This window comes from Paenibacillus sp. RC21, from assembly GCF_044907935.1.
In the GTDB taxonomy this organism is placed as follows: Bacteria; Bacillota; Bacilli; order Paenibacillales; family Paenibacillaceae; genus Paenibacillus; species Paenibacillus terrae_A.
In genome coordinates this window covers 315619-337509 of the sequence record NZ_JBIYCS010000004.1, presented here as the reverse complement: position 1 = coordinate 337509, position 21891 = coordinate 315619, and the positions used below count along the sequence as shown (strand labels likewise).

22 protein-coding genes are annotated in these 21891 nt (G+C 43.1%); 18 read left to right on the top strand and 4 right to left on the bottom strand.

Annotated elements, in window-relative coordinates; translation table 11 throughout:
- Positions 1 to 12: 12 nt before the first annotated feature.
- Positions 13 to 621, top strand: a complete 609-nt coding sequence (locus ABIA61_RS15105) for a pentapeptide repeat-containing protein (RefSeq protein WP_283653721.1) — start codon at positions 13 to 15, stop codon at positions 619 to 621.
- A 140-nt stretch (positions 622 to 761) separates the two neighbouring features.
- Here the strand turns inward: ABIA61_RS15105 and ABIA61_RS15100 are convergent, their stop codons facing one another.
- Positions 762 to 938, bottom strand: coding sequence for an aspartyl-phosphate phosphatase Spo0E family protein (locus tag ABIA61_RS15100; protein ID WP_082067086.1), 177 nt, complete (start codon positions 936 to 938; stop codon positions 762 to 764).
- A gap of 208 nt (positions 939 to 1146) precedes the next feature.
- Here ABIA61_RS15100 and ABIA61_RS15095 point away from each other — a divergent pair, with 208 nt between their 5' ends.
- On the top strand, positions 1147 to 2103 hold the full coding sequence (locus tag ABIA61_RS15095; protein ID WP_404580952.1) for a nucleoside hydrolase: 957 nt from the start codon (positions 1147 to 1149) through the stop codon (positions 2101 to 2103).
- 48 nt (positions 2104 to 2151) lie between these two features.
- On the opposite strand, the gene ABIA61_RS15090 is transcribed toward ABIA61_RS15095, so the two are convergent.
- The 3 genes from ABIA61_RS15090 to ABIA61_RS15080 form a co-directional block, all read right to left on the bottom strand.
- Positions 2152 to 2349: an ATP-binding protein gene (locus ABIA61_RS15090; protein WP_404580951.1), complete on the bottom strand. Its 198-nt coding sequence runs from the start codon at positions 2347 to 2349 to the stop codon at positions 2152 to 2154.
- Positions 2350 to 2390: 41 nt separating this feature from the next.
- On the bottom strand, positions 2391 to 3017 hold the full coding sequence (locus tag ABIA61_RS15085; RefSeq protein ID WP_404580950.1) for an IS3 family transposase: 627 nt from the start codon (positions 3015 to 3017) through the stop codon (positions 2391 to 2393).
- A gap of 431 nt (positions 3018 to 3448) precedes the next feature.
- Positions 3449 to 3808, bottom strand: coding sequence for a DUF4181 domain-containing protein (locus ABIA61_RS15080; RefSeq protein ID WP_235332153.1), 360 nt, complete (start codon positions 3806 to 3808; stop codon positions 3449 to 3451).
- A 632-nt stretch (positions 3809 to 4440) separates the two neighbouring features.
- On the opposite strand from ABIA61_RS15080, the gene ABIA61_RS15075 reads away from it, so the two are divergent.
- From ABIA61_RS15075 to ABIA61_RS15000, 16 genes are all read left to right on the top strand, one after another.
- The gene (locus ABIA61_RS15075; protein ID WP_404580949.1) at positions 4441 to 5046 is read left to right on the top strand and encodes a hypothetical protein; all 606 of its coding nucleotides are present in this window, start codon (positions 4441 to 4443) and stop codon (positions 5044 to 5046) included.
- Positions 5030 to 5548 (top strand): hypothetical protein, encoded by a 519-nt coding sequence (locus ABIA61_RS15070; RefSeq protein WP_404580948.1) that lies wholly within the window; start codon positions 5030 to 5032, stop codon positions 5546 to 5548. The genes ABIA61_RS15075 and ABIA61_RS15070 overlap by 17 nt, the downstream gene beginning before the upstream one ends.
- Positions 5545 to 5922, top strand: a complete 378-nt coding sequence (locus tag ABIA61_RS15065; RefSeq protein ID WP_283653715.1) for a DUF4280 domain-containing protein — start codon at positions 5545 to 5547, stop codon at positions 5920 to 5922. Before ABIA61_RS15070 ends, ABIA61_RS15065 begins: the two co-directional genes overlap by 4 nt.
- 52 nt (positions 5923 to 5974) lie before the next feature.
- Positions 5975 to 8839, top strand: a complete 2865-nt coding sequence (locus tag ABIA61_RS15060; RefSeq protein ID WP_404580947.1) for a phage baseplate assembly protein V — start codon at positions 5975 to 5977, stop codon at positions 8837 to 8839.
- 44 nt (positions 8840 to 8883) lie between these two features.
- Positions 8884 to 10293: an NADase-type glycan-binding domain-containing protein gene (locus ABIA61_RS15055; RefSeq protein WP_404519364.1), complete on the top strand. Its 1410-nt coding sequence runs from the start codon at positions 8884 to 8886 to the stop codon at positions 10291 to 10293.
- Between the two features lie 26 nt (positions 10294 to 10319).
- Positions 10320 to 11672, top strand: a complete 1353-nt coding sequence (locus tag ABIA61_RS15050; RefSeq protein ID WP_283653712.1) for an N-acetylglucosaminidase — start codon at positions 10320 to 10322, stop codon at positions 11670 to 11672.
- Between the two features lie 42 nt (positions 11673 to 11714).
- Positions 11715 to 12764, top strand: a complete 1050-nt coding sequence (locus ABIA61_RS15045; protein WP_404580946.1) for a hypothetical protein — start codon at positions 11715 to 11717, stop codon at positions 12762 to 12764.
- Between the two features lie 17 nt (positions 12765 to 12781).
- Positions 12782 to 14809, top strand: coding sequence for a polysaccharide deacetylase family protein (locus tag ABIA61_RS15040; protein ID WP_404580945.1), 2028 nt, complete (start codon positions 12782 to 12784; stop codon positions 14807 to 14809).
- Between the two features lie 21 nt (positions 14810 to 14830).
- Positions 14831 to 16225: a hypothetical protein gene (locus tag ABIA61_RS15035; protein ID WP_283653708.1), complete on the top strand. Its 1395-nt coding sequence runs from the start codon at positions 14831 to 14833 to the stop codon at positions 16223 to 16225.
- A gap of 28 nt (positions 16226 to 16253) precedes the next feature.
- On the top strand, positions 16254 to 16400 hold the full coding sequence (locus ABIA61_RS15030) for a hypothetical protein (protein ID WP_283653707.1): 147 nt from the start codon (positions 16254 to 16256) through the stop codon (positions 16398 to 16400).
- 232 nt (positions 16401 to 16632) lie between these two features.
- Positions 16633 to 16977, top strand: a complete 345-nt coding sequence (locus tag ABIA61_RS15025; RefSeq protein WP_014278613.1) for a hypothetical protein — start codon at positions 16633 to 16635, stop codon at positions 16975 to 16977.
- 175 nt (positions 16978 to 17152) lie between these two features.
- Positions 17153 to 18226: an ABC transporter substrate-binding protein gene (locus tag ABIA61_RS15020; protein ID WP_404580944.1), complete on the top strand. Its 1074-nt coding sequence runs from the start codon at positions 17153 to 17155 to the stop codon at positions 18224 to 18226.
- Positions 18226 to 19155, top strand: coding sequence for a nucleoside hydrolase (locus ABIA61_RS15015; RefSeq protein WP_404580943.1), 930 nt, complete (start codon positions 18226 to 18228; stop codon positions 19153 to 19155). Before ABIA61_RS15020 ends, ABIA61_RS15015 begins: the two co-directional genes overlap by 1 nt.
- A gap of 27 nt (positions 19156 to 19182) precedes the next feature.
- Positions 19183 to 20004, top strand: coding sequence for an ABC transporter permease (locus tag ABIA61_RS15010; RefSeq protein ID WP_283653704.1), 822 nt, complete (start codon positions 19183 to 19185; stop codon positions 20002 to 20004).
- Between the two features lie 6 nt (positions 20005 to 20010).
- Complete coding sequence (locus ABIA61_RS15005; RefSeq protein WP_404580942.1) at positions 20011 to 20799, top strand: ABC transporter permease; 789 nt, start codon at positions 20011 to 20013, stop codon at positions 20797 to 20799.
- Positions 20800 to 20815: 16 nt separating this feature from the next.
- Positions 20816 to 21874 (top strand): ABC transporter ATP-binding protein, encoded by a 1059-nt coding sequence (locus tag ABIA61_RS15000; protein ID WP_404580941.1) that lies wholly within the window; start codon positions 20816 to 20818, stop codon positions 21872 to 21874.
- Positions 21875 to 21891: the final 17 nt, after the last annotated feature.

The following is a 21891-nucleotide window of genomic DNA, read 5'->3' as shown; positions in this document are numbered from 1 at the left end:
TAGGGGGAGAACATGTTTTTTTATACAGATGAGGTCTATGAAGCGCGTGATTTTGGTTCGATGGATGCCCGGGAAGGCGAGTGGAGAAATTGTGAGTTTATCCGCTGTCGCTTTCGGGGGGTGGAGATGAATGAATCTCTTGTTGAAGACTGTACTTTTGTGGACTGTGATTTTACCGGAGCCATCCTGAATGCCTCTCATTACAAGGAGTCTGCCTTTACGAATTGTCTATTTACCAGTGCCAATCTGTTTGTGGCCCGGTTTGATAACTGCAAGCTGGTAGGCTCAGATTTCGCGGGGGCGAATATGGATGGTATCACGATTACAGGCGGAGATTGGTCATACACGAACTTGCGTCATGCAGATTTAAGAAAACAGGATTTGCGAAAAATACGATTCAAGGAAGCTGACTTAACCGAATGTAATCTGGAAAAGGCAGATTTGCGGGAAGCGGATCTTACCCGAGTAAGGCTGCACCGGGCGCAGCTTCAAGGAACGGATCTGCGGGGTGCGAAGATGGATGGCGTGAATTTTAAAGATTTGGATATCACCGGAGCGAAGCTCGATATCCAGCAGGCGGTAGCCGTGGCCCGATCCTATGGAGCGAAGGTGGAAGGGTAAAAGCACGGAGTAAACAAAAAAATTCCTGCTCCAGCGGCAGAACCTGAGGATCAGGGCCGGGACTGGACAGGGAAATGGGTGCTTTATATGTTGAACTGACCCGAGAGGGGGAGGATTGTATGGTGGGGACCAAAGAGGCATTAGCTTTTCTTTTTTCTTTGTTGGGCAAGGACTACATAATGATCCAGACGTTGACTTAGCTCTACAATGGAAGGGTCGGTAAAGGCTTCATGCTGTGCCTTTGTAATAAGCTCGCTGCGCAATTCTTCAATGATGGCAAGCAAACCATCCCCGGCTGCATTCAGATTGGATACCATAGGCTGCACCTTCTTCCCTGCTGCTCATTAGATTATAAAAGTAATTGCATAAAATTTGAATTATACATTAATGGTAAATATAGGTCATTTTTTTATTGATGTAAAGTAGTATAGCACATTTACTCTAGCGAAGTGATCAGGCATAATTAAAGATGATTGCCGATGAGAACATGCCTGTTACGCGGGGATATAAGGAAGGAAGAGACAGATGAGTCAGACAAACGTTTATTTTAATCATGATGGTGGAGTGGATGATCTGGTATCCCTGTTTATGCTGCTTCAGATGGAGCAAGTTCATTTGACCGGAGTATCGGTTATTCCAGCAGATGGTTACCTGGAGCCTGCGACGGATGCCAGCCGTAAAATTATTGATCGTTTTGGCCGAAATAAAGGGCCTGTGGAAGTCGCTAAATCTAATTCACGCGGTAAAAATCCATTTCCTGCCGCTTGGCGTTTACATTCCTTTTATGTAGATGCATTGCCAGTGCTGAATGAATCGGGACAAATGGAAGCGCCGCTTTCAGCTCTGCCGGCTCATCAGCATCTGATCGAGAAGGTACGTGGAGCCGAAGGCAAAACACTGCTCCTGTTCACTGGACCGCTGACCGATCTGGCACGCGCGCTGGATGAGGCACCGGATATTGAAGCGAAAATTGACAAGCTGGTATGGATGGGCGGTACCTTTGAAAAAGGTAATGTAGAGGAGCCTGAGCATGACGGCACAGCAGAATGGAATGTGTTCTGGGATCCGGAAGCAGCATATCGGGTATGGCAAAGTGGCATTACCATTGATCTGGTGGCACTGGAAAGCACAAGCAAAGTGCCATTAACGCCAGCCGTACGCAATCGTTGGGCTTCCGAGCGCCGCTATGAAGGCGTGGATTTCCTGGGCAACTGCTACGCAGGGTGTCCGCCGCTCGTCTATAGCGAGACGAACTCGACCTACTACCTATGGGATGTGCTGACCACCGCATCGGTGGGACGTCCGGATATTGTAAAGAAAAAGACGGTACATTGCAGCGTCATCGCAGATGGTCCAAGTCAGGGCAGAACCGTGGAACAGGCGGAAGGCCGCCCTGTTAATCTGGTATATGACACGGATCCGGAAGCCTTTTTTACGTACATGGCGGATTTGGCCAAGCTGGCTGCTCCCAAGCGTTATTAGGCCCAGCCCTGCACATATACGTAAGTTTAGAGAGACAATTACTACCTATTAGCAAACATCCATGACATGAAAACCCGTGACGATATCCGTCACGGGTTTTTGTGCCCTTTTAGGCCATGTATGAGTAGAATTCAGCCTCTGCTTTAAGCAAATGCCGGAATGATCATGCAATTGGGTAGCAGCAGACAGAGTGACTTCCCCCGCGTTTGTAAACTTCACCGCGTTGTCTACCAAATTGATCAGCATTCGCCTGGTCATACCCCTGTCAAGTAGACAGATGAAAAAAGCTATGCAGCCAGCGCGTGCCGATATTCAATCGGTGCGCGCTGTTTGAGTTTAGCTTGAAACCGTTGGTAGTTATAAAAGTAGATATATTCCTCTACGGCTTGATGGATCTCTGCTTCTGATTTACACTGGTGAAGGTACAACTTCTCTGTCTTGAGATGCGAAAAAAAGGATTCGATGCATGCGTTATCCAGGCAGGTTGCTTTGCGAGAGTGGCTGCCTTTGACGCTGAATGCCTCTAATCGTGTGTTGTACGCCTGAGACGTATATTGGAAGCCTTGGTCCGAATGGAGTACGGCTTCCGAGACGTCTCTTTTTCGTGTCCACTGCTCCACCGTATCCAGGACCAGTTTCACATCGTTACGGTCGGAGATTTGCCAAGCGACAATCTCATTGTTAAAGAGATCCTGGATCGCGGACAGGTAATAAAAATGGGTGCCATCCGAGATATAAGTAATATCGGTGTGCAAGTGGATGGCTACCATATGCTCCTTGATTTCATGGTCCCGCGTATGGGCTTCAGCTCGTTGCGCGTGTGTATTTCGCCACTTGTAGTAATTGGCCCTGGATAGCCCTGCAATGGCTAGTAGGCGCGTAATGCCATGGAGGTCACGCAGTTCTTCAATCACTTCGTAGTGATCTTGTAGTCTAAGCTTCGCTCCGTTACCAGATTTGGATATCGCTTTTTTAAGTAGTCCACCTGAGCTTTCAAGTAATCCCGTTCTTCTTTGATACTGGCAAACGCCTTACGGGGGGGACGTCCTTTCATAGGGCTTGAGGAGCCCTTGCGTGTATCGAGTGGCTCTCCATTTCGATACTTTCTTACCCATACTTTAGTGCTTAATCCCCAACCTCTCTGCGGCTACTTTATAACTCTCCGCTCCAGCCAGATATGTTTGAATTGCTTTCATTTTGAACTCTTCCGTATATGCTTGAAATACCTGTCCCTTTTTGCCAAAAAAATCCCCTCCAAGTTCACTCGTTTCCTCATGTTAACACAAGGTTTTTTTATGAGTGTCTACTTAAAGGGGATATTACCACTAATTGTGCGGTTTTTTTGTTAAATTAAAACGTAAACAATTGTACCAACTACAGATATGGCCATCATCAATAGTGAAATAATATGTTTTTGTGAACTTCGAATATATTTCCATTGGAAGATAGATCGAACACCGAACACTAGAATAAGTAATACGCCAATCCAAACATATTTATAAGGTTCTTTAACAAAAAGAACTGACAAAATTACCACAATACCCCCAATCACAATGAACCACCTGTATGGGATAAAACCATCCGTGTCTGATATCTTCTCATCTGTTTTGCTGATAATTTTATCCAGAACAAATTGAATCACAGCTGCAATAAATAATACAAGAGCAAAACTCATTGGTATCACCTTCTTTTTCCATTTGTTCAACTATACTACACCAATCCAAATTTTTCATGCATCAATAAACAAATGATCCAATATTTTCCTGTTCAAGGCTTTCTTTTTTGTATCTCAAGGTCACGTCGCAGCTTGAACGAATCTTTATCAAACGATACAAAAAATTAGCATTTATGGGGTAGTACCAGCGAAGCTGTCACAGCCCGTAAAGTAAACCAGTGAAAAGTTCCGGTTTTTGTTGGTATCGGAACCATAGTTCTGCTTTGCACTCGTTATTCTGGTTCAACGTGGTTTCCAAGGCGCAATTTGAACCACGTAGCTGTCATGAAGTGCAAACATGTGGAAATTGATGGTAACTACTTTGCGGGTGGTGTCACGTTCGCTGGTACTGCCCCTATACATGATTATTTCATTGTAGACCGGGCTTTCTACTTCCATTTACCTATTCGCTTGCGCAAACCTTCATTTCGTAGGTCTAGTGAGGAGGTTTTTTGAGAGGTATAGGGTATACGAATACATATTTATGAAATTATTAAATGATTTTTTTGGTTTTTTATACATTCGTTTGCAATCTCATCATATGAAAAAAGTGTAATTAAATAGGAGGATAGAACCAGTAATATCATGTAAATATTCTATATAATAGGTTCAGAGGTGGGATTATGAATAGACTGGAAGCACTAGAACACTTTCAAAAGACCTATGCAGAAGATGTGCTGAATCAGAAATTACACCAAGTAATGTCTTTGTATGAGCAAAGAAAAGACGAGCTCATCTTATCTTTTATTCAATCCTTTCAATTGATCTGCCTGCAAGCCAATTCTACAGAAGTGGCCAAGACAAGGATTGGATACATTACCTATTCAATGAGGCGCACGTATCTGATGGATCGAAACTATAACTATGTCATCGAAGCCTATGATAAAAATTGGTTCTTTGATCCTCAACCTTGTTATGGAACCTATGATGCAGGATGGGCATTTAGCTATCTGGGAGAACTGGAGGATGAATTGAATCAGCTCCGAAAACCCTATATGAATAAGGTTATTCAGCCTGATGTTGAGCGCTTTGCACTTCAGGTTGCGGAGAAATTTCATGAATATGTTTTGAGATTAGCTAAGGAAGCTATTCCATTGGCTATACAAACACCAGAATTCAGGGCTTTGAGGTGCGAAGATGATTTGGAAGTAAGAATAGGGGAGTATAAAGGAATCAGTGAGGCGGTGTATTCAGCAGCATATGGAATATTACATGATTCAACAGGATAACCGTATTACAGAGTATATGCATTCCGAAGAGATGAATCGTAGCCAGCTCTTGGAGTGGGCAGCCAGCGCGGAGGATTCCATTTTACAATTTTATGTTTCAGGTGATGCAGACTATATCGATTTTATTGAGCATCCGGTATCCATAGTTTCAGAGCAGCTAAAGGAAATCTTTGATATATATCAAGCCGGATTAAGCTGGAAGTTGGTTGTTTTTGCCGATATGCAGCGAATGCAGCAAACGAGGTATTGGCTGGCTAATCCGCCTAGCCTTACGTGTTTATCACCACTTAGTGAATATCATAGGGACGGTACACTGAGGAAAATCATTTTAGATGAATATGCAGTGGAGAATCATAAGATATTCAGGGTTCAGGATGCCAATCATCATATCATTGTGGATCTTGATGTGGCTGAATGTATTTTAAAGTTCGATCTGGCAGGCTTGAAATTACAGAAGGTTGATACAGAGGGGCCATTTATGCAAAGGAGAGTCCAAGAATGAGTGAGAGCTATGTAGTGGATGGAGCACAGATACAGTGTAACTATGGAAGCCATACAGGAAGGTTTAGTGTTTCAGCTAACAGAGGGATTAGCATTGGTGATAAATTGCAGGGGAATATTCAGGATTTTCACCCACAGACTCATATCCCTTCATTCGGAATGTGCCGTAGTATGCATAATCCTGCAGTTTCTTCTGCAAACAAAGGTAATTGCGGAAAAATCATTCCGCAGCCCTGCAAACCGAGCGTATCTATGCCTTGGTTGAATGGAAAGAAGGATGTATACGTAGACCAATCTCCGGCTCTTATGAGCTGCTCCACGAACTTATGCATGTGGTGTGGAAAAATTTCATTCACGACAGACGGACAGGAATAGCTACTGATTGTAAGAAGTGACATCACATGTTAAGACAAATGGGGGGAGTAAGATGGGACTGGCAGGAACTGTACTGACGTATGGGAATATTAGGGTAAATGCACCGTATGATATTGTCCGGCTGCTGGACTTTGAATTGACGCAGAAGGTGAATGAGCACGGCAAGGTGTATATCACTGCTCTCATACCGGATGAGGATCATGCTAAGTATGACGGTTTAGCACATGATGAGGATGTGCTGGAGGTATATGAGACGGATGAAGATCGAGGGACCGTTAGTATTTTTAAAGGAATAGTCACCAATATTAGCATTGGATTCAAAAATGGTGTATATCACATGTACATAGAGGCTGCCTCTTTTACGTATTTGATGGATCAACAACGGAAAAACCGTTCGTTTCAAGACAGCAGCTTGACGTATTACCAATTGTTCCGCGAACTCATAGATGCTTATCCACACGGGGATTTTATTGACCTGACGGACAGCGATAAAAAGCTGGACGGCTTTTCGATTCAGTATGGGGAGAGTGATTGGGAGTTTCTAAAAAGAATGGCCTCTCATCTGCAAACTGGACTGATTGCCGAGATTACATCAAAGTTTCCGAGATTATGGCTGGGTACATCGAAAGATCAGGTGAAAGGTGAACTGCGTAGCATTAACTTTTCCCTCCAAAAAACAAAATCAGGCCCCCAGTATACATATGCTGAAGTGGAGGATACGAAACGTTTTGAACTTGGAGATGTCGTCGTGTTTCAACGAAAGCATTGGGTTATCGATCAGATTCATGCAGAGATGAAGCAAGGTCTTATGACATACGACTACTTCCTCGTTCCGGAAGCAGGCATTCCGAGGGAGGTTATATATAATCAACTCATACAAGGTGCCTCCATTGAAGGGAAAGTCATTGATTTAGATGGTGAAGGAGAGTCGGTTAAACTTCACTTGTCCGTGGATTCTTTGCAGTCCAAAGCTGGGGGTTGCTGGTTTTCTTACCCCACCTTGTATACCGGTGGTGGAATCGGTTGGCACTGCATGCCCGAGCTTGGGGATCATGTCCATTTATATTTTCCGTCCAACAAAGAGCAGGAAGCTCGCGTGGTTCAATCCCTGCGTAAGAGAGACTACAAAGGAGATGAAATCAGCAAGCCGTCAAGAAAGCTGTTTCATACCAAAACTCAAAAAGTGGCGAGATTCGATGATAAAGAAGTAGCTCTCTCCACCCAGAAAGAAAAGATACTTGTACGCTTAAATCCTGCTTCCGGTATTCACGTGTATAGTCATCACGATCTTACCTTTCACGCCGATACAGACTTGGTGCTGCATGGCAAAAAGGTACAGATGACCGCTACTCGCGAAATATCTCTGACGTGCAAAACCAGCTATATCCGAACCGATGGAACGCTTCATATCAAGGCCAGTAAGCTCATGAAAAACCAGGTGCCTGATGCAGAACTGAAAGCCTATAAATCCCTGATTCAAGAATTGAAGGGAAAGGGATATCCGCAATGGGTGCAGGATTTGCTGCTTCATTTTAAAAAGGACTATTACAAAGCCGTGGCAGCAGGTGACAAGAAGGGTGCCAAGGAAGCAGCAGCCAAGGCCAAGCAATTACGTCAGCAGGTGGCAGAAATAGATCGTATGCCTGCCTGGGCCAGAGCGCAAATGCATGAATACACGTCCCAGTGGTGGGAAGCGCACGGCGCAAATGACAAAGCCAAGCAAAAGCAGATGCATCTTCTCGCCAACCAACTGCGTGACAATGTGCTAATCAACGAGCTGATTCGTGGGCATTCAGCTAACTCCTATCTCGATGCGAACCGGCTAGAAGAACTATCTGGACAATACGCAGATGCGGCTCATAAGCTGACTGTTGCTGATCAAAAGGCCATAGCCAAGGAAGCCGCCGCCCTGCGGAGTAAGTATGGCGTGAACAGCCAGCTTGCGAGAGAGAATTTGAACAAGCTTGCCAAGAAGTATCCAGACAGCTTCTCGTACAAGCTTCCAACAACAGGCGATTGGGATAAGGAGCTTAACGCGGCACTGCAAGATTTTGCGAAAAAATACGGTCTGGAGAATAAGGGCTATGGCCGTGATGTGCTCGCAGTGTATCTGCATCAAGTAGCCAACGGCATTCTTCCATGGCCTAAGGTTAATAAGGCTGCAACGCCGACTGTTCCAACAACGAAAACGGAACCGGGCAAGAAGACGCCGATTACTCCTGAAAAGCCGACGAAGGAAGAACCGAAGCCATTAAATCCTAAGGATTATAAAGATGGATTAGTAGCAGTGAAAAAGATTGAAAATTATATAAGTAATAAAGGCATAAAAGGTAATCAGGCTCAAGCTCTGTATAGAGTAAATGATTACACCAATAACAGTATTATTCAAAAGAAGCTTTCTTCGAACCGCAAGGCACCACTTGTGTTCTTCTTTGAAGGAGACGGCTCTTATAGTCATAAACAAGAAGATCACCCGGAAGGTCGGTATGGAGCGATGGCAATTGTGGTGATAGACGGCGAAATTAAATATACAAGCAATAATGCAAGTACACTTCCAGATTATGAAAATGAGGATGCCACGGTAAATGATGGGGTATATGAATTTGTGGGTGGATGGCACAAGATTAATGATCTGAAAAAGAGGTATCCAGCGTTACGCGTTAGAAATGGAGGAGTAGTACCTTCTACGAAAGGTAAAAACAAGAAGCCCCATAATGCAACTGGTATCAACATTCACAAGGGTTTTAACGAAGATCGGTTGCCTAATAAAACTTCAATTGGTTGTATTACGATCCATAAAGACGAGTTTACACAATTTCTTATTGTGCTAGGAGTGGTGAAACATTCTTTAACAGAAGAACCTAATACATCAATTCAGGGGCTGACCATAATTGATCGAAAAGACAGAAAGAAATAGTAGAAGCAATGAAATGGAAAGAAGTATTAGGAGGTAGGGATTGGGTGAGAAAAACAACAATAATATGTTGTTTGGCGTTTTCAATTTTATATGGCTGTGTTCAACATAATAATAGTATAACATCGAGCGAATACAATAAAATTAATACAGATCAGGTAGTAAAACCAACACAGAATAAAAAACAAATAAATTGGATGTGGCTCCAAGGTGAAAATGATAGCGAGTCTTTAGACTATTTGGCGGATATGGAAGACTCCACAGGTAATACCTATATTGTTTTAGATGACATTATAGATGAGTTATATGCAAATAATAAGGAGAGTTTTCCTAAAAGTGAACTGGAGATACACCGAATCTCTGATGATGGCAAAGCCATAGTTTTATACAGAGAAACAAACTATTTGGATTACAGCGCCTTCCTAATCTATGACTTATCCACGTCTAAGAAAATATATCAGTTCAATATACCAAATAGTTACTATGCTGTGGTATCCCCTGATTTAAGTAGATGTATTTATACAAAGAATGGGGCCTTTTATCAATACAGTATTCAGGAACGACTTACTAAAAAGCTCAATATTTTGAGCCATAAAGGTACGAATGATTCTGCTCTTTATGATCATTTTTCTCCAGATAGCAAGAAGCTCTGTATTCAGGATGGTAATAATAACTTAATCATTTTTGATCTACTGAATAATAAAGAAATCAAACGAATCAGCATGGGACAAGAGAATATACAGGTTAAAGAATGGCTTCAGAACGACCTACTGGTCTATACCAACAATAATTCTAACCAGACGTATATTTTGGATTTAAAGAATGATCATAGGAGGTTGTTGGCAAAGACCTCTGAAGCTCCTGTTTTAACATTGGATAGCCGAATAATCGCTTATTTGAACTCGTCGGGAGAAGTAGAACAACGTGATACTCAAACAGGTCTGCTTATAAAATATCCTGATATCATGCATCGGATAGGATTTCCCACCGTTCCTACACAATGGGTACAGACTACAACGGATTTGGTGAAATATCGGAAAAGTATCCCGGCAAAGAAGATTAGCGCATCTTCTACGCTTTCTGACCAAGCAGGAAATTCCTATGCTGCCCGTAACATTATGGATGGAGATGCGAGTACAGCATGGTGTGAAGGGGCTAAGGGAGACGGGATTGGGGAGTGGATTAAGATTGATTTTGGTTCTGTGCAAGAATTGAAAGGTTTCGAACTCATAAATGGCTTGGCTAAGTCATCTGATACTTTCCAAGCAAATAATAGAGTTAAGCGAATGAAACTAGAGTTCTCAAATGGACAGACCATGATGATAGATAACCATTTTATGAGAAACGAATTTATTGATAATCCCGTTCACACCTCATTTGTGAAAATAACGATTGAGGCAGTAGAGAAAGGAAGCAAATATCACGATACATGTATGTCGGAGATACGATTCTTCTAAGTATTCTTAAAAAAAGGAGAAGGCATATGAAATGGAAAGAACCAACGTTTGGTGCAACACCTATGTTGAAAGCTTTAACAACCGCTAATGCACACAGGAAAGCAAAGGCTTTTGATCTTGCGGCAGAACAAAAGAAACAAAAACTGAATTATCCTGACTGGGCCCAAACCTGGATGCGTAAATACAAGGAGGATTGGTATATCGCTAAAGCAAACGGCGACGAGGTCGGGATGCGTAAAGCGCAAAAGCTGGCAGAGGGACTTCGAAGCAAGTTACGTGAAATGGCCACGTTCCCCAAGTGGGCTCAAGAGCAGATGCAAAAAGAAAGCGTCCGCTGGATGGCTGCTGAGGCAAGCGGAAATATCAAGCAAAAGTTAGCCGCTGAGAAGGCGGGACGAGCCATTCGCGAGAAGTTGGGCCTGATCGATACGAGCACTAAAGAACCACCTAAGAAGGATGATTCTAAACCTGCACAGGTACCTTCTGATAAATCAGAAAATGATAGTTTTGAAGCTGAGCTTTCTAAGTTCCCGGAATCATACAGGCCTGCACTATTAAAATTACACAAGCAGCATCCCTCCTGGCGTTTTATAGCGGAAGAAACTAATGTAGATTTTAATAGTTTTCTCAAGGCAGAAATGAAAAATGGATTGGTATGCACTGAAGTGAGCAAATATGGATACTCACCGTCTTGGAGGGATCCAAAGTTTAAATATGATAGAGGATATAATGCTGCTTCTCCTAAGGCAGTTTCATATTATTTAGATCCTCGTAATTTTCTTACCGAGTCTCGTGTATTCCAATTTTTGTCCGGAAAGTATGATAAGAACACCCAAAATAAAGAGGCTGTTAATAAAGTGCTAAGCAAAAGTTTGGCTAATAAAGGGGATGTATTTCTAAAGGCAGGCGGCAATGAGGCGAGTGCAGTATTTTTAGCGGCAAAGGCCATGGTTGAATCGGGAGGCGGAACTTCAACTTTAGGAAAGGGACAGGTCCCGGAATATATCGGTTGGTACAACATGTATGGCATTGGTGCAAACGATGGGAATGCACTCAAAAATGGTGCAAAAAAAGCTAAGTCAGAGAACTGGAATTCTGTCGATAGTGCAATAATCGGCGGAGGTAAATGGATTAATGAAAATTATATTCAAAAAGGGCAAGATACTCTTTATAGCCTAAAGTGGAATGTAAATTCCTTCAGGAACAATGGAACTATTAGTAAGCAGTATGCTACCAATATTATGGATGCATATATAAAATCGGATCGTTTTTCCAAGGGTCTTAAAACTGTGGACGCACCTCTTACTTTTAGGATACCCGTATATAAAAATATGCCTGCAGCTGCTTGCCCTGAACCTACACAGGCTTCATCAAAATAATCGAGTTATTATAAAAATAGGAAATTTGAAAGAAGGGGAAGTGTGATTAATAAAAAGTTATTTGTACTTGTTTTAGTCATTTTAATTTTCAGTGGTTGTGGTGTGAATAAAGAGGTTGAGGTAAAAAGTATTGCTCCTAAATCAGCTACACCAACTATTGTTAGTCCTGAGATAACGAAAGATTCTAGTAAAGCTACTGTGCAAGATTCTGACACATTAGATCAGTTTATAAAGAAAATTCAACCCAAGAATGAGCATCTTCAAAAAATAATAAAAGAAGATTTGGACCGTGATGGAAAGCTGGAATACGTGCTTGCTTTTGGATTAGAAAAAGAGGAAATTTACAACATATTTATAGTCCGGGAGGATGCGGGCTATCACATCATTGCTAAACTAGAGGACCCCGTTATAGTTGTGCATCTAAATACTGATGTGAAAATCATGAAGCTGGATCAAACGGATCAAAAGTTTATCGTTGTATACTCTATAGGCGATGGAGGTGCTTACTCCGAGGGATTCTCCATATATGCCTTGGAAAATAATCATATTAAAAGTATAAATTCTGATTTTCCTAGTGCTACTGGGCAAGGGATTCGGACGTTAAAAGATACCGATCATGACGGTGTCTTTGAAAGTGTCGATTATTACGAGTTTAGTGACATTCAGGAGCATACCATCGTAGTCTATCAAAAATATGATGGAACAGGACCAGAAAAAATGGAGCTTTTGTATAAAAATAAAAAGTTTGTATATCCAACCGATCCCAAGGCTGTGATACAAAATTACTTGGAAGTCGATTATCTTATGAAATGGTTTGGCTTACCTTTCCCTGAAATGGACCAGCTCACCGATCTGGCAGCAAGGCAAACATATGATTTTGAGGATGTCATCGATTTTTCCAGTTTAGCATATTTATCTTACTCGGGGTTGGACCTGAGTTATGAAGAGATTAGCGGCGATGAGAACCGAAAAGTATATTTGGTAAAAGATAATTCATTAGAAGAAAGAGCAAAAAAAGAAATTACGTTTACATTAGAAAAACAGTCAGGCAAGTGGAGGATTATGAGTATAGAGATAAACGATAAATTGTAGAGAGCGTGATATCCAGCATGAGTTACTTGAAGTACGGGCGAATTTGTTACGTGCTGTTACTACTAATTTCCTGTGTAGTACTGAACGGATGTACGAAGGAAAATGATTCTTCAAAAGCAGCAACAAATCATACGCTTTCTCTCCAAAATGAAGCCAAAATGATTTCCTATTCGAAAAGGCTGGATACGTTGCTAGAGACACTTCATATAATCAGCAATGAGAATATGGATTCTGATGTCAGAGAAAGTAAGCTTCAGGACTTCACACAGGATCTTAATTTGTTGCTAAACGAACCAGAAAGTGTAGAGATGAAGGACGGAGAATTTGCAGAACAGTTTGATAACAAACTTACTGTGATAACGAAAACGTTCCAGTTAAAAAATCAACGGCTAAACGTTAGAGTTGTGAATTATAGAGCACCTAATACGCTAACAGGTACGATCGGAGGTAAATATACATTTGTTCAGTGGTGGAGTGCGAAGCAGCTTGTGCACGCCCAGATGCTTAACGATGATGGGCCAGAATTAACTACGGATTTTGTGGTTCGAGATTCAGACCACGGAATACGGTTGATGTTAGGGGGATATGTTTCAATATATCATCCAGCCCCAGTATTTGTTGCTTTGTGGGAATTGTCTGGGCAAAAGTGGACGCAGGAAAGAATAGTAATAGATAAGATGAAGCTCCCTGATTTGTGGTATTTGAACAAGGATGTGAATGAGCCTATTATTTTCGAGAATCGACAACATGATAGCATGAGTATCGGAGTTTTAGACCACCGCGATGGTTTTTTAATAAACAGTGATCATTCTGATAAGAACATTACCATTGAGTTCTCTAGAAGTGGAGAAGTCTGTATTGATTCTGAACATAGCATCAGCTCAAATGCTCATATTGAACAGCAAAGCTACGAACTCATTCAAGCGAAATATTCGGAACATGGAATCGTGATTAAATACCCTCAAATTACAAAACTCAAGGATACTGCAAAGCAAAAATCTTTAAACCAAATTCTTAAGACCGAAGCGGTAAAAGGATTACACGAACATGTCGATTCTGGTACTGAAGCTCATGTAGAGATTGATTATGAAATTAAACGGCAAAGTGAACGGTTCTTGAGTGTTCAATATACGGGTATTCGTTATGTGAAGGACGCAGCCTATCCTAATCATATTTTCTATACGACCAACTTGGATATGAAGCAGGCTTTAAGATTAAGATTGAGTGATCTGGTAAAGATCGAAAAACCTTTTTTAGAGCTTATAAAAAGCGGAAAGGTCACAGCTGTAGAGCCAGAACAAAAAGATTTGCTTGGTAATTTTACTCAAGATGAGTTAAATCAATGGTTAACAGATGCAGACCTATTAAAAGGTTCAGCTGAGGATTCAGGATTAGATACGTTTAGTTATCTCACAAGTGATTCATTGGGAATTAGTATACCCGTGGCTCATGCAGTAGGGGATCATGCAGAGTATGAAATTCGTCTTACACAAATTCCAAATGATATGAAGCGAAATCAGGAATTATGGAGTGAGCTAAGTCCTGTTGCTGATCAGCCAGCTACCGTTGTAAATGAAGGTAAATTGGATACCGACCAGTATGAAGTCGAAGAGTCGCAGTCTTTTCAAACTACTCTTGAAGGCTTTGGGAAAGTAAGGTTTGTATCCACATATGGATATCCGGAAGGTCTTCGTAAATTCTTTTTCTTCCTTTTAGATGAGCAAGGACATATTATATATCCATTTCCCGAGTTCTACGGGAATCATGAGTGGGTCGCACGTTACGGAGGTGTAGAAGCGGTGGCCTTCAAGGATGTGAATAAGGATGGATTAAAGGATGTTATCATCATTAGTAGTGTGGATAACGGAATTCATGGACCTGGTAGAGTTGATCCATTTCCTATAGCAGGTATCTACTTTCAAAAGAAAAATAAAACTTTTACCACGCTCCCTGCATTGGATCAGGCCATCAACGATCAGGGGCATAATCAAACCATTAAAGATGTCATTCAATACGTAAGCAAACAACGGATAAACGTAAACTAACCGACAAAAAGGGGCAGAGACATGGGATATCCAATCATCAAGTATAACGGAACGGTTTTATCTCTTAAAAATCCGAAAATTAAAGTTGTACAGAAAATGAATGAGCATGTGAAAGTCTTTTTAACGGGTGTGTTAACCGGCACTCAAATGGAAGAGTATACGGATCATATGGAGGCAGGAGCTAAGTTAGTTGTTTCTTACCTGAATGATGATCAGAAACAGATTGTGTTGTTCCGGGGATTAGTCACGCAGTTCAGAATCAAGTTGGTGTCCAATGTAGCTTATTTGGTCGCCGAAGCCCTATCCTATACTAGCCAGCTGGATGAAGTGCCTCATAGACAATCCTTTCAAAATGTAAAAATGAAGCTACAGGCTTTGCTTGAACATGTACTCAAATCATATCCTAAAGCCAATTGTACCAGTCGCTTAAAGGATCAGCTTTTACAGGGATTTACGATGCAATTCGACGAGACGGACTGGTCGTTTCTGAAACGTATAGCGTCTCGGCTTGGTTGGGGACTGATACCTGATCCGATAGGAGAGAACCCTCAGTTTTATTTTGGATTACCCGATGGTGTCCATAAAGGTGAGCTGAAACAGTATAACTACTCTATGACCAGAAAAACCAAACCAGGGGCAAGCAAAGACGACAATCTTTTGTATTATAAAGTGCAAACGACGGGGCCGAAAGATGTCCTGCTACAAATTGGGGCTGAGGTTAAATTCAAAGGGAAAGCTTTATACGTCTTGCAGTCTGTTGCGTTTATACGACACAATTCCTTATGGCATGAATATGTGCTAACCACCTCTGATGGAATGAAGCAGGAACTGATTGTAAACGAGAACATTCGTGGCATATCATTGAAGTCGAAAGTGATTGGAATTGAACAGGATCATGTGAAGGTATTCTTTTATGAAATGGATAAGGTCAAGCCGAACGTTAAGGAAACCTTTGCTTTTCCAACTGCTACATTTTATACATCGGAAGGGAATACGGGATGGTACTGCATGCCGGAGCTTTTTGACTTTGTAGATATCTACTTTCCGACCCATAACGAAAAAGACGCTATTGTAACCCACTCGATCCGAAAGAGATCTAAAGGGGGAGACTTTATTAAGGACCCGTCAACGAAGATATTTATGACTAAGTACCGCAAAGCTATTATATTTGAGAAAAATGAAATTTTAATCACGGGGAATGACGATGAAGTGGTGATTCGACTGCTGGATGACCATGGAATCGAACTGCGGAGTAAAAAGGACATCCGTGTTAAGGCTGACGGCAACTTAGTATTCAATGCGGGTAACACAATACAAGTCACAGCGAAGGATGCCATCGGTTTAAAATGTAAAACAAGTCTGATAGAAATGGATGGTAACATCAAAATGACAGGAGAAAAGATAAAGACGCAATAACTAAATCCATCGTGAGAGGGTAAAGAGTATGGCTAAAGAAACTACAGGAGCAATCGTAAACGAGAAACCGCCTACCCAAGAAGATATGATCCAAGAGTGGAAACGTAAAATAAGCAAAGGCGAATATCCTTTTATTTATGTAATTCAGCATCGTACCAAAAGTGAAGAACGGTAAAATTTATGGCTTAACGTTACTTGCCTATCCAGGGGTTATGATATCTTAGCCGAAAAAAAGTACAAAAATATTCTAAAGCTCTACAATGCTCTACAAAGTTCGACATATTGTTCGCTTTTTCGCATCATATGTTATTATATTAGGGATTTTTATTGCTATTTATCATATATTTATGTATAATCTATCGTGTTGAAAGATTGATTGTACGTAATATGCTGATGAGGGTGGGTTCATGACGCTGCTCGACAGTAATGAAAGCAAGAAGCGGATGTGCCAGATTTACAACGAAATTTCAAAGGAACTGTTCGGCTTCGGCACCACGCTACTGCGGGCCACCGTTGAGAACAACATTGTTACCTTTGTTGCGAAGCACCGGCGTTCTCCACGCTCGGCGGCATTGGAAGTGGAAGCCCCCGGCTTGAAGCTGGAAGTGGATTTCCGAATGTCCATGCTGTATAAGAAGAGACTTCGCGAGAAGCTGATTGAGGATATGGGGCTCGATATTGAAGCTCTACTGCGCGACTATGATTCAGCAACGCAGTGGGCAATCACGAACATCATACTGAAGGAATCCTAATACAATTGGATATTCGGCTTTTCGCTTCGGATCTATCTGAGGGGAGAACCTGTTATAACGCGCAGCGGGATCAGCTTATTCTTTGTTTACGAAGAAAAGTATTCTTGTTTTACAAGAGTACTTTTCTTTTTTGTGTTATCAGGTTCGCAGAATGAATAAATAGGGGGAGTTTCAAATGAAAAAATGGTTTAAAGGGTTCATGGCTTTGACCTTGGCATCTGTTGTGCTTGCAGGTTGCGGCAGCAATGCTACCGGAGGTCAGGAAGATGGGAAAAGCAGCTCGGCTGATGGCAAGAAGAAGCTAATCATTTCCACATGGGGCTTCTCCGAGGACTTTTTTAACAAAGAAGTGTATGAGCCTTTTGAGAAGGAACACAACGTTGATATTGTAGTAGAGATTGGGAATAACGCAGAACGGTTGAACAAAATTAGTCAAGGAAGCACAGACGTCGATCTGATTTATCTGTCTGATTATTATGCCCAACAGGGAATTCAACAGGGTTTGTTTGAAAAGCTGGATCGCAGCAAGGTGCCGAACCTGAATCAAATTTATGATATTGCCAAAGCACCGCTGGGTGAGGAGTATGGCCCTGCTTATACGGTTGGCCGCCTTGGTATTGCTTACAACCCGGAGCTGGTTAAAAAGAATGTGACCTCTTGGGCTGATCTGTGGGGCAGTGAGTTCAAAGGAAACGTGACCCTGCCGAACATTACGGCTACGGCTGGACCGATGGTTGTAGACGCGGCCTCCAAGGTAGCGGGTAGTAAAGAGTTTAATGAAGACCAGGCATTCGGGAAACTGAAAGAACTGAGTCCGAATATCGTTAAGTTTTATAGCAAAACCTCCGAGTTCGTCAACATGTTCAGTCAGCAGGAAATCGCGGGCGGACCGATTATGGAGATGTACTTCAAAGATTTGAAAGCAGCAGTGCCTGGAGCCAAATTTGTAGCGCCGAGTGAAGGGGCTTATGCAGTAATGAACACGATCAATGTGGTTAAAGGCTCCGACCAAAAAGAATTGGCTGAGGAATTTATCAACTGGCAGCTGAGTAAGGAAGTTCAAGAGAAGTCCGCCAAGGCGAAGGTTGATTCTCCGGTGAATACGCAGGTGGTGCTGTCCGGTGCGGATACAGAAGGAATTACGTATGGTGCAGATGTGGTAAACAAGCTGACCAAGCTGGATATGAAATACGTCAATGACCATATCAAGGCATGGACGGATCGCTGGAACCGGGAAGTTGCTCAATAATGAAAAAAGCCATATTAGATGTAGATACTGGTATTGATGATGCGCTGGGTATTTTATTAGCCACCAAAAGCGGCCAACTGGATGTTACAGCGATTACTACCGTATGCGGTAATGTATCGCTTAAACAGGCAACATTGAACACATGCAAAATCCTCGACCTTTTGGATAGACCGGATATTCCGGTTTATCGGGGGGCCGACGCTCCATTAATCCGTAAAGGATTGCATGAGCACCGTATTCATGGGGAAGACGGTATTGGGGGCGCATTGAGTGGAGTTGTTCCTGCCATTTCGGCGTCCGAAGGTTTTGCGCCGGACATCATCATTGATACAGTCATGGCTCACCCTGGAGAACTGACCCTGGTTTGCACCGGGCCGCTCACGAATCTGGCGTTGGCGCTTCTGAAATGCCCAGAGTTGACGCAATATGTCAATGAGGTCATTTTTATGGGTGGTGTTATTCACGGGTGCGGCAATATTACGCCTGTGGCAGAATATAACATGTATGCTGACCCGGAAGCGGCGCGGATCGTATTTCATGCCGGATTTGGGCGGTTGGTACAGGTGGGACTGGATGTAACACGGAAGGCACTGCTGACGACGGACCATATTGCCCGTCTCACCGATCCGGCGATTCGCAGTTATGTGGCTGAAAGCACAGCCATTTATACCAAGCGTTATGAGGAACGTAACGGAGTAAAAGCGTGTGCGCTTCATGATCCGCTTGCTGTAGGCGTTGCGCTGAATTCGAGGCTGGTGGAAACTTCGCTAATGTATGTCGATGTGGAAACCTCCAGCCGTATATGTGACGGACAAACGGTGGGCGATGTACAGAATCGTCTCAATCATAGCCCGAACATGAACGTGTGCGAACAGGTGGAAAACGAGGCATTTCTGGAACTGTTTATTCAGGTGCTGAACAAGGAATAACATATTGATAACCGCAAGGAGCTACCCATGAAGAAAACATACTTGTATTGGCTGCTGCTGCCAGGTCTGCTCTTTCTGGCGGTGTTCATGGTCATTCCGATTGTGTTAACGATCGGCTCGACCTTCGTACAGAACAGCTCATTCACCCTAGAAGGCTATCTCCATTTCTTCAAGGACCCTTATTTTCTGAAAATATTGCTGACTACGCTGGAAGTCAGTATCGTTACGACGCTCGTATGCGTGCTACTCGGCTTCCCGACGGCTTATTATATTTCGCAAAAGGCCCCGCGCCGCAAAGGGATTTTGCTGGCGCTGGCTATCTTTCCCTTGCTGACCAGTCCGGTGGTGCGGTCATTTAGCTGGATGGTCATTTTGGGTCGCAAAGGGCTGTTGAATAACGTGCTCATCGGTTTAGGACTCGTTGATGAGCCGCTCAATATTTTGTATACCCCGGCGGCGATGATTATTGGTCTGGTGCATTTGTTTTTACCGCTGATGATTATTTCACTGATTGGTGTACTCGAAAATATCGACGGTGATCTCGTCCATGCAGCTCAGAGTCTCGGTGCCTCCAAATTCAGCGCATTCCGTAAAATTGTATTTCCTCTGTCTGTGCCGGGCCTGATTATCGGAAGCATTCTCGTTTTCGTGGGCAGCTTGACGGCTTATACGACACCAGCACTACTTGGAGGAAAACAGCGCGTCATTGCTACATTTTTGTATCAGAACGCAATGACGCTGAATGACTGGTTTCTTGCCTCCGTTATTGCAACGATTATGATTGTCATTACATTTATCGTGGTCGGTCTCTTAAATAAGGCGGCCCATAAACTCAATCCGAAGGGGTAGGTGGATATGCGGGAGAAACATTACGGACTAGGCTTCTTTAGCCTGCTGGTCTTCGTCTTTCTGCTCGGTCCGCTGTTGATCATATCGGTCACTTCTTTCGAGCCGGGCACGGTATTAAAATTTCCTCCGCAGGGCTTTTCCTTGCGCTGGTATCAAAATATTTTTGAAGTGGATCTGTTTATGTCCACATTCAAAACGTCGATTGTCGTCTCTCTGCTGGGTAACATTTTGGCGCTGCTGATCGGCATGCCTGCCGCTTATGCGCTTAGTCGTTTTTCGTTTTACGGGAAGGATGCGCTGAATGCCTTGTTCCTCTCCCCGCTGCTCATACCGGGTATTGTGCTGGGCTTTACACTGCTGCGTTATCTGATCATTGTTTATCATTTGCCGGTATACGCAGGACTGTTGATCGGACATACGGTAATTATGCTGCCGTTCATTATACGGGTCATTGCGTCCAGCTTGTCCAACTTTGATTTTGCGATTGAGGAAGCAGCGCTCAGTTTGGGAGCCGGACGGCTGGAAACCTTTTTCAAAGTGGTTCTGCCCAACATCCGTTCGGGTATTATTGCGGCTATCCTGATTGCCTTTCTGGAATCATTCAACAATGTCGACATTTCCGTCTTCATGACAGGACCGGGATTCAGCACCCTGCCTATTCAAATGCTGACCTACGTCGAAAATTATTTTGACCCGACGATTGCAGCGATTTCGGTAATGCTGATGATTTTGACCGGTATTCTGATGTTCTTGATTGAACGACTGATGGGATTGTCTTACTTCACTAAAAGGTAATGGAGGCTTCAACCATATGGCACTGCTTACTCTGGATCGTGTATCGGTCGCTTATGATAACCAACTGATCTTGCAGGATTTCGATTTGCAGCTCGAACGGGGGCAATTGCTCTCGTTGCTCGGACCGAGTGGATGTGGCAAAACGACCACGCTTCGTCTGATTGCAGGATTTCTTGAAGCTAAACAAGGGACGTTTTTGTTTGGCGATAAAGATTACACCCGGGTTCCGGTGAACAAACGGAATTTCGGTTTTGTATTTCAAAGCTATGCGCTTTTCCCGCATTTGTCCGTTTTTGATAATGTTGCCTTTGGACTGCGGCTGCGCAAGGTGAAGGAAGATGATATAAAACGCCGTGTTATGGCTATGCTGGATACAGTCAGTCTGGTGGGCTTTGAAAAGCGGTTCCCCGGCGAACTGTCTGGTGGACAGCGTCAGCGTGTTGCGATTGCACGGGCGCTTGTGATTGAACCCGACCTGCTGCTGTTCGATGAACCGCTGAGTAATCTGGATGCAAACCTGCGTGTGAATATGCGTGTAGAAATTCGCCGTATTCAACAGGAATTGGGGATTACCACTGTATACGTATCGCATGATCAGGAGGAATGTTTTTCGATTTCTGACCGGGTTGCGATTATGAACAAGGGGAATATCGAGCAGTTGGATGCGCCATCAACGATTTTTAAATATCCAACCACCGAATTTGTCGCCCGTTTTATCGGATTCAATAATTTCTTGTCCTTTGACGAACGCGTTGAGGAGGGGGAACGAATTCGCCTGAGTACAAGCGATCTTTCGTTTAGTGTGGCCCGTAATCAGGGTACAGTCCAGCCGGGTGCCCGCCAGGGGGCTATTCGTCCGGATGATTTGGTTATCCGCACAGCAGGCAATGAGACGGGAGAAAATGAGCTTCCCGGCATCATTAAAGTGAGCACTTACCTGGGGCGCAGCTATCAGTATGTGGTAGAAACGGCGAAAGGAAGCTTCACCGCCAATCAGGAGATGGACACGCCGTACCTGAGCGGTCAACGGGTTACCCTGCATTTTCCGGCAGATAAAATGGTGCTGGTCCAATAATCAGCGGGTTCGATGAA

Bases quoted from the DNA above. Each gene is read 5' to 3' on its own strand.
- ABIA61_RS15050 (WP_283653712.1), top strand. From the start codon at position 10,320: ATGAAATGGAAAGAACCAACGTTTGGTGCAACACCTATGTTGAAAGCT.
- ABIA61_RS15005 (WP_404580942.1), top strand. From the start codon at position 20,011: ATGCGGGAGAAACATTACGGACTAGGCTTCTTTAGCCTGCTGGTCTTC.
- ABIA61_RS15020 (WP_404580944.1), top strand. From the start codon at position 17,153: ATGAAAAAATGGTTTAAAGGGTTCATGGCTTTGACCTTGGCATCTGTT.
- ABIA61_RS15040 (WP_404580945.1), top strand. From the start codon at position 12,782: ATGAGTTACTTGAAGTACGGGCGAATTTGTTACGTGCTGTTACTACTA.
- ABIA61_RS15090 (WP_404580951.1), bottom strand. From the start codon at position 2,349: ATGCTGATCAATTTGGTAGACAACGCGGTGAAGTTTACAAACGCGGGG.
- ABIA61_RS15000 (WP_404580941.1), top strand. From the start codon at position 20,816: ATGGCACTGCTTACTCTGGATCGTGTATCGGTCGCTTATGATAACCAA.
- ABIA61_RS15025 (WP_014278613.1), top strand. From the start codon at position 16,633: ATGACGCTGCTCGACAGTAATGAAAGCAAGAAGCGGATGTGCCAGATT.
- ABIA61_RS15075 (WP_404580949.1), top strand. From the start codon at position 4,441: ATGAATAGACTGGAAGCACTAGAACACTTTCAAAAGACCTATGCAGAA.
- ABIA61_RS15030 (WP_283653707.1), top strand. From the start codon at position 16,254: ATGGCTAAAGAAACTACAGGAGCAATCGTAAACGAGAAACCGCCTACC.
- ABIA61_RS15060 (WP_404580947.1), top strand. From the start codon at position 5,975: ATGGGACTGGCAGGAACTGTACTGACGTATGGGAATATTAGGGTAAAT.
- ABIA61_RS15035 (WP_283653708.1), top strand. From the start codon at position 14,831: ATGGGATATCCAATCATCAAGTATAACGGAACGGTTTTATCTCTTAAA.
- ABIA61_RS15100 (WP_082067086.1), bottom strand. From the start codon at position 938: ATGGTATCCAATCTGAATGCAGCCGGGGATGGTTTGCTTGCCATCATT.
- ABIA61_RS15065 (WP_283653715.1), top strand. From the start codon at position 5,545: ATGAGTGAGAGCTATGTAGTGGATGGAGCACAGATACAGTGTAACTAT.
- ABIA61_RS15015 (WP_404580943.1), top strand. From the start codon at position 18,226: ATGAAAAAAGCCATATTAGATGTAGATACTGGTATTGATGATGCGCTG.
- ABIA61_RS15010 (WP_283653704.1), top strand. From the start codon at position 19,183: ATGAAGAAAACATACTTGTATTGGCTGCTGCTGCCAGGTCTGCTCTTT.
- ABIA61_RS15095 (WP_404580952.1), top strand. From the start codon at position 1,147: ATGAGTCAGACAAACGTTTATTTTAATCATGATGGTGGAGTGGATGAT.
- ABIA61_RS15070 (WP_404580948.1), top strand. From the start codon at position 5,030: ATGATTCAACAGGATAACCGTATTACAGAGTATATGCATTCCGAAGAG.
- ABIA61_RS15105 (WP_283653721.1), top strand. From the start codon at position 13: ATGTTTTTTTATACAGATGAGGTCTATGAAGCGCGTGATTTTGGTTCG.